Genomic DNA, 9,708 nt, shown 5'->3' on the forward strand with positions numbered 1-9,708 from the left:
CTTAGAACCGGTAATGCGCGCCGAGGTACAGCTCACGCCCCGGATTACTGTTGCCCAAACCGCCGTTGGAGGCCCGTGGGTCGGCCAATGGGGAATCGTTGCCAGTGGCGATAAACAACGTGCTGCGCTCGATATCGAACAGGTTATTGACCCCGCCAAACAGGCTCAATTGCTCGCTCAGGTGGTAATTGCCACGCAGGTTGAAGACCCAGAACGGTGCCTTGCGGTACACGTAGTTGGTGTCCGGGTTGAGCAGTTTTTCTTCGGTGCGGTAGTACACCGGGCCGCGCAAAATGCCATTAACCCCGACATCCCAGTCACGTTCGCGGCCATAGGTCAGCGCCAGGCTGGCCTGGTATTGATACATGCGCTGGATCTTGTCGCGGTACGGGCCGGTCAAGGTGGACGCTGCGCCTTTGTCGTCCATGTCGAAGTTCCACACCGCATTGGTGTTGAACCGCAGGATGCGCTCGTCACCGAGGGCCAGGGCGCTGGCCAGATCGTATTGCCATTGCGCTTCAAGGCCCCGGATCACCGCGTCGCCGTCGCCATTGACGTACTGGCTGATGCTCTTGGTCACCGGCTGCGTGGTGATGCGGTCCTGAATGCGGTTCTGGAACAACGCCAGGTCAAAGAACTGGTTGGCATTGGTCAGGGTTACGCCGGTTTCGAATTGCAGACTGGTTTCGGGCTTGAGGTTGGCGTTGCCCAGCGTCTGCGTGCCGCTGATGGTAGTGAAGTCTGCTGCCAGCTCGCCTGCCAGCGGCGCACGGAACCCGGTCGATACGCCAGCCCGCAGCTTGACCCCCGGCATGGCCTCGTAGGCGGCGCCGAGGCTGTAGGTGACTTTGTCGAAGTCTCGGGTTTTCTCGTCCAGCAGCGGCATGTAGTCGGTCTTGACCGTGCTCGACTGGCCATAGCTGTAGCGCGCACCCGCGCGCAGGGTCAGGCGGTCGTCCATCATCCGCTGCACGACTTCGGCGTACAGCGCCGCGCTCAGGTCATCGGAGTTGATGTCATAAGGCGCCACCTGACTGCTGGTAGAACCGTTGACGGCAATACGGAAGCGATCGTTGCGCAGCTTGCTCTTTTCCAGGTCCAGGCCCACCAACAGATCAGTGCTTGGCGTCAGTAAAAACTGCGGCGTCAGCTTGATACCGTAAGCCTCAAGACGACGCTCGATGTGGTCCTTGCTGAACCCCGGGCTGCCATTGCCCAGCACCGGCGAACCCCAGTGCAGATCGTCAATGTCTCGGAAGGCATAAGCCTGCGAAGACCAGTTCAGCCACTCGGTGGGTTTGGCGACCCAGTCGAGCTCTACCGACTGGTTGTAGCGATTGTCGTAGTTGCCGTAGTTCCACTGCGAACCGCGAAAACCCGCGTCATAGATGCCGTCTGAGCGCACGGTCAGGTCGAGGCGCTGGTCTTCTGACAGCTCGTACCCCAGTGCCAAAAGGCCGCCGCGGCGTTTCCACGAGGTGTTTTTCTGGGTGCCGTCGGCGCTGTGGTAGTCATTGCGTCGACCGTTATCCAGGCCCAGGTAGTAATCCAGCGGGCCTGAATTGCCGCTTTGGTACACGCTGCCCTGTGCCAGCCCCCACGAACCGCCCTGCAAGGTTGCGCCACCGCCTTGGGTGTTGCGGCCATTGCGGGTGATGATATTGATCACCCCGCCAATCGCCTGGCTGCCGTAAATGACCGAGGCCGGGCCGCGAATCACTTCAATGCGCGCTACCTGCGCCGGGGACAGCTTGGAAATATTCGCCGTACCTGCGCGGCGGCCGTTGACCAATACCGTGACCTGGCTACGGTAATCGCGGCCTTGGCCATCAGTGTTGCCGCCACGGATGTTGATCGAGGTCTGGCCCGGCGTCCATTCACTGAAAAAGCCCACGGCGTTCTCGGCCAGCAAATCGGTGAGGTTGCGTGCCGAGGAGCGCTCAATCTGATCACTGTCGATCACCTGCACGGTGCTGGTGACATCCTTGAGCGACTCACCGGCGCGCGGTGCGCTGACCAAGGTTGAGTCCATGTGCAGGACCGAGGGGTTTTCTGCGGCAAAGGCCGCAAGGCTGACACCGAGCCAAAGCGGCACGGCTGCGCTGAACGAATGGCGCAGGGGGGCGTTGCACAGGTTGAGCATGGAGAAGTCCGAAGGCATTTTTATAGGAGTTATTTACGCGTGCCAGATCAAGCTGGCCGCCCGTTTCGGGGCACTGGCAAGCCAACCCCCAGGCACTTTTTGCAGGTGGTCTTGCAGGTGGCGTTCAAGCAGCCCTTGCGCCGCACCATCCAGGGCACCGAGTTTTTCCATAAAGTGCATCAAGGCCGCATCCGGTGAGGCAAACAGCGTGCTAAAGGCCCAGTCGGTGAAGTGGATCTGGTCGGGTTGCCAGCGATCCGGCAGCTCGGCCAGCGTCAGTTGGTAGCCGGGGGTCATGTCACTGCGGTGCAGTTGCGGCGGCAAGAAGCCGGACAGGCAATACGTGCGCGGGCCTTCCTGCGCGGGCAGGTTCCAGACCAGGGTGCGCGTGGCCAGCGGGCGAACCTGCTGAACAAACGCCAGGGCCTGGCCGTCTGCCACCGGGATATTCGCGCACAACACGGTTGCGGTCGGGGTGATCGGCAAACTCGGCAAGTCCTGCCAAAGGCCGTTGTGCAGGTTCAGTTCAACACTCGGTGCCTGGGCTGCCAGTTGCTCAATGCTGCTACGCATGAAGGCGTTGGGTTCAACCACCGTCCACTGCCCACAAGGCATCAGCAAATGGCGACCGAGAATCCCCGAGCCGGCGCCAATATCGAGCAATTGCTGTTGCGGGCCGAGCAGCTCGAGCAAGCGTCCGCCCACGCGCTCCACATAATTGGAGGCGGCCAGATGCTCGGCATAAAACGCAGCCTCACGGTCGGGCCAGACAAAAGGGGTAGCAGCGGGCAGTCGGGTTGCAGGGGTCATGGAGGCGCCGTCGGGTTGAACCAAAACGGGCACTCAGGGAGCTCACGCAGAAAAATGACGGGCAGGGAGGGACTATGCGCGCGCCAAGGCCTGCATCCGCCCACCGCGGAGTGCCATATGTTGGATCAGGCCGGTCTCCGGGCTCACGAGGGTTATGAAACATTCGCCTTCCCATGCCAAAGCACAGTGGCTACTTGAATGTTTCGCTCGCATACCGTTGCGGGGGCAGCGCCGGATTGACCTGAAAAGGCGTACCGGCTTCCCGTTTCACCCTGGGCGCGATGGCCAAGGACACCTGAAACAGGCGCGCATCTGACCATTGGTCACCCGATGCGTCAACCATGAACATGAATAATTATTCATGAACATACGATCTGTAGGGGCGAGCTTGTCTCGCGATCTTTTGATCTTTTAAAAGATCGCGAGGCAAGCTCGCTCCTACAGAGTTTTATATAAATCAGATAGATAGGAGATAAATCTAAGGTTGAATATTAACTGCGATCATGGGCTGCATCCGCCAACTTCCCGGCATCGACCCGCACAAACACTGAGTCCCCGACCGCCGTCAGCACGTCCCCGGCATACACCTCGCAGATCACCCGGCTCTTGCGTCCGACATCCCCCTCAACCCAGGCACGCAGCGTTAGCGGGACGCCCATCGGGGTGGGTTTGATGAACTTGATGCCCAGGTTGCCGGTGACGCAGTTGATCCTCGGCAAGCTCTCTGGCTGGCGATCTTCCGCACGGTAGTGATACGCCATCACCGTCCAGTTCGAGTGGCAATCCACCAGCATCGCAATCAACCCGCCGTACACCAGGTCAGGCCAGCCGCAATAACGCGCATCCGGCAAATGCTCTGCGACAACGTGAACACCGTCTTCATGCCAGTAGCTCTTGATGTGCAGGCCATGGGGATTATTGCTGCCACAGCCATAGCAAACGCCTTCAGGCGCAGCGGTGTCTTGCAAGGAAGGGGAGATGTGGTGCATACCGTGATCGTCCTTTACTGGATTTCAAATCTTGCCATTCCCCTTACGTTAACGTAAAGATTGGTAACAGTGCGCAGATCTAAAATAAAAATCGCAAAGCTCACTGCTGTGGAGCGCCTGATGACTCTTACAAAAACACTTCAGCCCAAGCCCCTTCACGAAGTTCGCCTGGCCAGGGAAAAACTGCACCTCGAAGGTCTGGTGCCCAGTGGCGTATTGCGTGCCGAAATCGACGCCTCATGGCGTCGCAGCCTCAACCACGGTGTGCCCGTGAGTGGCCAGCATGAACTGAGCCTGCAAACCACCGCGAGCCTTGACCTGTTACTGGCCAACAACCAGTTACTGATCGACGCGGCCATGCCGGCCATTGATTACTTGAACCAGCGTCAGGGCAAGGACGGCTTGATCATTCTGGCCAACGCCGACGCCACTATTCTGGCCGTGGAGGGCCGCGCCGACCGCCTCAAAGGCAGCGGGGTGCCGGACATTACCCTCGGCGCCTGCTGGAGCGAAGCCGCACGCGGCACCAACGCGCTGGGCACCACGCTGGTCGAAGGCCGACCCATGTTGATCGATTGTGGCGAGCACTATCTGGATCGGCTGAGCCGTTTCTCCTGCACCTCAGTGCCGATTCATTGCCCGCAAGGCGACATCCTCGGCGTGCTCGACCTGACCCGCGAAGGGCCGCTTGGTCGCGTGCACGACAGCACGGCGTTACTGGGCATGGCTGTCAGCCAAATTGAAAGCCGGGTGTTCAATACCAGCTATTCGGAGCACATCGTGCTGGCCTTCCACAGCCGCCGCCAGTACCTGGAGTCCCCGTGGCAAGGTTTGTTGGCGGTCAGCCTGAGCGGGCAGATCCTCGCGGCCAGTGGCCAGGCCTGCCAATTGTTGCGCACTGAACGCTCGGTGCTGGTAGGGCAACGTTGCGAAGCGTTCCTCGGGCTCGATGGCCTGCAACTGCTGGCTCGTCTGCAACAAGGCGCCCTGGGCAGCCTGCAAACCGCCCAGGGCGAATTCTTCTACAAAACCCTGCGTGCGCCACAACGTTCGCCGAATGTGTTGACGGCGCCACGCACGGCGCCGAAAACCACGCCGCCCGCGCCTGATCTGGAGGCGCTGGCCGGTAACAACGCTCGTTACGCCCGTGCCTTGCGTATGGCGCGCCAGGGCCTGGCCAATGAGCTGCCGGTATTGCTGCTGGGAGAAACCGGCACCGGCAAAGAGGTGGTCGCCCGCGCCTTGCACATGGCCGGTAGCCGCAGCGCCAAGCCGTTTGTTGCGGTCAATTGCGCGGCAATCCCTGAAGGCCTGATTGAGTCCGAACTGTTTGGCTATCGCGAAGGGGCTTTCACCGGCTCGCGCCGTGGCGGCATGATCGGCCGCCTGCAACAGGCCCACGGCGGCACCTTGTTTCTGGATGAAATCGGCGACATGCCACTGGCCCTGCAAGCGCGCCTGTTACGGGTGCTGCAAGACCGCAAGGTCGCCCCTTTGGGCGCTGGCGAAGAACAAGACATCGACGTCGCGCTGATCTGCGCCACCCACCGTGACCTTAAACAACTGGTCCACGAGCAGCACTTTCGCGAAGACCTGTTCTACCGGGTCAATGGCATCAGCGTGATGCTCCCGGCCCTGCGCGAGCGCGAAGATTTCGGCGCCTTGATCGCCCGCTTGCTGGGCAAGTTGCAGGCCCCGCACGTGACTCTGCACCCCGACTTGCAAGCCTTGCTCGACGGTTATCACTGGCCGGGCAACATCCGCCAACTGGAAATGGTCCTGCGCACGCTGCTGGCCATGCGCGAGCCTGACGAGTCAGAGCTGACCCTTGAGCATCTGCCTGACAGTCTGCTCGATGACCTGAGCGCCAGCGAGCGCCCACCGGCGGGCAGTATTCGCGAAAACGAACTGGAACTGATTCGCCAATCCCTGGATAACCACCAGGGCAATGTGTCTGCGGCCGCAGAAGCGCTGGGCATCAGCCGGGCCACGCTGTACCGCAAACTCAAACAGTTGCGCGTGTGATGCGGCGCCTGATCGTCGGGCTGATCGACAGCTCCAACCCGCAAGCGTTGCATCAGGCATTGCACTGGCTGTACGGCTTTGTTCGCCCGCACCGCTTGGCGATTGCCGGGCTGCTGGGCTTGTCGGTGTGTGCCTCATTGCTGGTGCTGGTGCAGCCGTGGCTGACCAAACAACTGATTGATGACGGCTTGCTGGCGCGCAATTTCCCGGTGCTGGCGACGGTGGCCGGGCTGATGATCGTTGCCGGGCTATTGGGCACGGCGCTCTCCGGCGTGAATCGTTACCTGCACACCCGGCTGTCCGGGCGGATTCTGTTTGCCCTGCGTGATGACCTGTACCAGCACCTGCAAACCCTGTCGCCGGGGTTCTACGGCCAGCGACGTATTGGTGACCTGATGTCGCGGATCGACGGCGATGTCGCCGAAATTCAGCGCTTTGCCGTGGATTCACTGTTTTCGGCCGTGTCCAGCATCATTGGCTTGCTGGTGGCCTTGGGCATGTTATTGGCTTTGTCATGGCAGTTGTCGCTGCTGGCCTTGATCCTGATCCCGCTTGATGTGCTCTGGCTGCGCTGGATGCGGCGCAAAGTGGAGCGTGATGTTCGGCAATTGCGCGAGCGCTCGGCTGATGTCTCATCGTTTATGGTCGAGACGCTGCCGGTGATGAAGTTTATCCAGTCGGCCGGTCAGCAGCAGCGTGAAGCCAAGCGCCTGGAAACCCTGGGCCAAGGCTATATGAGCCAGTTGCTGCGCCTGCAAGTCACCGAGTTTTTTACCCAGGCGGTGCCGAGCACCTTGACCTCGCTGTCACGGGCCTGCGTGTTTTTGATCGGCGGCTATTGGGTCGTGCAGGGCACCTGGCAACTCGGTGCGCTGATCGCGTTTTCAACGTATCTGGGCATGGCCATAGGGCCGGTGCAAAGCCTGCTCGGGCTGTACGTGGCGATTCAACGGATGACCGTCAGCCTCGGCCGGGTCATGGAATTACGCGGCGAACAGCCCGCCGTTGTGAGCCCTTCGAACCCCAAACCGCTTCCAGACGAGGGCGACCTACGTTTCGAGGCCGTGCACTTTAGCCATCCGGGCCGCCCCAGCACCCTGAACGGCATTAATGCGCATATCCCGTACGGCAGCAAAGTCGCCCTCAGCGGCGGCTCCGGGGTTGGCAAGTCGACCCTGGTTGACCTGCTGCAACGCCACCACGACCCACAGTCCGGTCGGGTGTTGTTGGGCGGCGTAGACCTGCGCGAACTGGACTTGCTGGAACTGCGCCGCCGGATTGCAGTGGTCAGCCAGGACATCGTGCTGTTTCGCGGCAGTCTGGCCGATAACCTGGCTTACGCGGTGCCAGGGGCCAGCCGTGAAGCGGTCGCCGCAGTTGCCAGGCTGGCGCAACTCGACGGCTTGATTGCCGAGTTGCCCGAAGGCCTCGACAGCCCGTTGGGCGAGCGTGGTCAGCAGTTGTCGGGCGGGCAAAAGCAACGGATCGCAATTGCCCGGGCGTTGTTGCAAGACCCGTTGATTCTGGTGCTGGACGAAGCCACCTCGGCCGTCGATGAGGCCACTGAACGCGAAGTGATTGAGGCCATCGACCGCCTGTTTGCGCGGCGTACGCGAATACTGATCAGCCACCGGCCTTCAACCCTGGCCAACGCCGACCTGTGTTTGCATTTGCAGGCCGGCCAACTGACAGCAAACAAGGTGCTGCATGAAGCCTGAACTCAGAATTGGCGTGGTTGACAGCGGCCATGCCCCCGCGCAACAGCCGCAGGTGGTGGCAGGGCGCAGGTTTGCCCTGCTCGATGGGCAACTGTTGCACAGCGAGTTGCAGGACGATCCCTTGGGGCACGGCACTGCGGTCATTCAGGCCATCGCCCAGCGGGCACCAGAGGCCGTGTTTTGCGTGGCGCAAGTGTTCGATGAGCGCGGGGTCACCAGCACCTTGCAGATTGCGGCGGCGATTGACTGGCTGCTGACGCAAAACGTGCGGCTGATCAACTTGAGTCTTGGCTTGCGCCAGGATCGCAGCCTGTTGCGCGAGGCCTGTGAATTGGCGGTGGCACGCGGGGTGTTGCTGTGTGCCTCAAGCCCGGCGCAGGGCGAGGGCGTGTACCCGGCCAATTACCCGCAGGTGCTGCGAGTGACCGGCGATGCCCGCTGCACGCAAGACCAATGGTCGTGGCTGAATACCGCACAGGCGGATTTTGCCGCCTGCGTACGTTCAAACACTGCCGGGCAATCGGGGGCAAGCCTCGGTTGCGCGGCCTTGAGCGGTCATCTTGCCAGCCATCTGCTTGCACAGCCGCAGGCAACCAATGCGCAATTGCTGGAGTGGCTCAAAACCAATGCCCACTATCACGGGCCTGAGCGGCGGGTGTGCTGATGAGCGCGATTGTGGTGTTGGGTGCAGGCCCCGCGGGTGCGGCGGTGGCCATGGGTTTGCGGCGATTGGGCTACCCGGTGACGCTGGTCAGCGAGTGGCGCCGGTTTGCCGCGCTGGAAGGCATTTCCCAGCGAGTGCTGGAAGCTTTACGTGCAGCGGGTTTACAGCGGGCAGTGGCCGACGCGGTATTGCCTTCACAGCGGCAAGTGGCGTGGAACGGCCAGCAGCACGCACAAAACATCGAGTGGTTGCTGGATCGGCCGTGTTTTGATCGCGGGCTGCGTGAAGACCTGCGTCTGGCCGGGGTCAACGTGATCGAGGCCCGTGTGTTGACAGTGGCGTCATCAACCACCGGCCACAGCATCAGCCTCGAAGGGCGCGAGCCGCTGCAGGCAGATTTTCTGGTGGAAGCCCGAGGACGTCAGGCGCCTGCCGCCAGCAAAGGCCTGCGAGGCCCGGAGACGGTGAGTTTGCTTAATCGCTGGCAAGCGACGCCGGGCCACACCGCCAGTGCCGTTGAAAGCCTGGCGCAGGGCTGGGCATGGATGGCACGCCGGGCGGACGGCCAGTGTTATTGGCAATGGACCGTGGACGTGGCCAGTGCCGAACTGCCGGGCAAGGCGCAATTGCTGGAGTACTGCCAGCAGCAGCGAATGGCCTCGCCGCTGGCCCGAGCATTTTTTCCCGATTCAGGGCAACACGGTGTGCAACTGCATGCCCGCAGCAGCACGGCAATCTTGAGCCCGCAAGTGTGTGGTGAAAACTGGATTCGGGTCGGGGATGCGGCGATGGCAGTTGACCCGCTGTCGGGCAACGGGATTTTCCAGTCCTTGTCATCGGCGTTGCAGGCACCGGCGGTGATCAACACGCTCCTGCGTAAACCTGAACGAGCGGCCCTGGCCCAGCGCTTTCACCAGCAGCGGGTCGAACAGCTGTTTATGCGCTTTGCGCGCATTGGCCGGGATTTCTACGCCGAAGAACAGCGCTGGCCGCAACAACCGTTTTGGGCTGCACGGCGCCATTGGCCGGACAGCCAGATAGCCCACGCCGAGAAAGATTTTGCCGCACTGCGAATAGAGCGGGCGCCGGTGTTGCGTGATGGCTTTGTCGATGAAGCCGAGGTGGTCATCAGCCCGGACCAACCGCTGGGGATCTGGCATGTGCAAGGGGTAGAAGTCGCGCCTGTGCTGCGGCGTTTGCAGGCTGAGCCTGCACAAAACGTGTTGGCGGGCCTGACCCAGGAGCAAGCGCGCGCGCTCAAAAGCTGGTTAGTAAGCCAGGGCTACCAACCCGTCCTGTAGGAGCTGCCGCCCGGGGGGCTGGTTTTTTTTTTTTTAAGTAAGAGCCCGCCGGCGCGCC

Annotated in this window: 7 protein-coding genes and 1 riboswitch; of the genes, 4 read left to right on the forward strand and 3 right to left on the reverse strand. The window is 61.6% G+C overall.

Features of this window, described 5'->3' with window-relative positions; translation table 11 throughout:
• Nucleotide 1: 1 nt before the first annotated feature.
• The 3 genes from QMX84_RS19990 to QMX84_RS20000 all read right to left on the reverse strand — a co-directional run bounded on the left by QMX84_RS19990 (nt 2) and on the right by QMX84_RS20000 (nt 3,942).
• The gene (locus QMX84_RS19990) at nt 2–2,143 is read right to left on the reverse strand and encodes a TonB-dependent receptor (protein WP_282364613.1); all 2,142 of its coding nucleotides are present in this window, start codon (nt 2,141–2,143) and stop codon (nt 2–4) included.
• Nucleotides 2,144–2,176: 33 nt separating this feature from the next.
• Nucleotides 2,177–2,953 (reverse strand): rRNA adenine N-6-methyltransferase family protein, encoded by a 777-nt coding sequence (locus QMX84_RS19995; protein ID WP_262125064.1) that lies wholly within the window; start codon nt 2,951–2,953, stop codon nt 2,177–2,179.
• 110 nt (nt 2,954–3,063) lie between these two features.
• Nucleotides 3,064–3,267: riboswitch (cobalamin riboswitch) on the reverse strand.
• A 177-nt stretch (nt 3,268–3,444) separates the two neighbouring features.
• Complete coding sequence (locus QMX84_RS20000) at nt 3,445–3,942, reverse strand: PaaI family thioesterase (RefSeq protein ID WP_262125063.1); 498 nt, start codon at nt 3,940–3,942, stop codon at nt 3,445–3,447.
• 120 nt (nt 3,943–4,062) lie between these two features.
• On the opposite strand from QMX84_RS20000, the gene QMX84_RS20005 reads away from it, so the two are divergent.
• The 4 genes from QMX84_RS20005 to QMX84_RS20020 are packed head-to-tail and all read left to right on the forward strand — an operon-like array spanning nt 4,063 to nt 9,650.
• Nucleotides 4,063–5,967: a sigma-54-dependent Fis family transcriptional regulator gene (locus tag QMX84_RS20005; RefSeq protein ID WP_282364614.1), complete on the forward strand. Its 1,905-nt coding sequence runs from the start codon at nt 4,063–4,065 to the stop codon at nt 5,965–5,967.
• Entirely contained in the window at nt 5,967–7,685 is a 1,719-nt protein-coding gene (locus QMX84_RS20010) for an ABC transporter ATP-binding protein (RefSeq protein ID WP_282364615.1), read from the forward strand. The genes QMX84_RS20005 and QMX84_RS20010 overlap by 1 nt, the downstream gene beginning before the upstream one ends.
• Nucleotides 7,675–8,349 carry a S8 family serine peptidase gene (locus tag QMX84_RS20015; RefSeq protein ID WP_262125060.1) on the forward strand — a complete coding sequence of 225 codons (675 nt, stop codon included), beginning with the start codon at nt 7,675–7,677 and terminating at the stop codon, nt 8,347–8,349. The genes QMX84_RS20010 and QMX84_RS20015 overlap by 11 nt, the downstream gene beginning before the upstream one ends.
• Complete coding sequence (locus QMX84_RS20020; RefSeq protein WP_282364616.1) at nt 8,349–9,650, forward strand: FAD-dependent monooxygenase; 1,302 nt, start codon at nt 8,349–8,351, stop codon at nt 9,648–9,650. The genes QMX84_RS20015 and QMX84_RS20020 overlap by 1 nt, the downstream gene beginning before the upstream one ends.
• Nucleotides 9,651–9,708: the final 58 nt, after the last annotated feature.

Source organism: Pseudomonas sp. PS01297, from assembly GCF_029959305.1.
GTDB lineage: Bacteria > Pseudomonadota > Gammaproteobacteria > Pseudomonadales > Pseudomonadaceae > Aquipseudomonas > Aquipseudomonas helleri.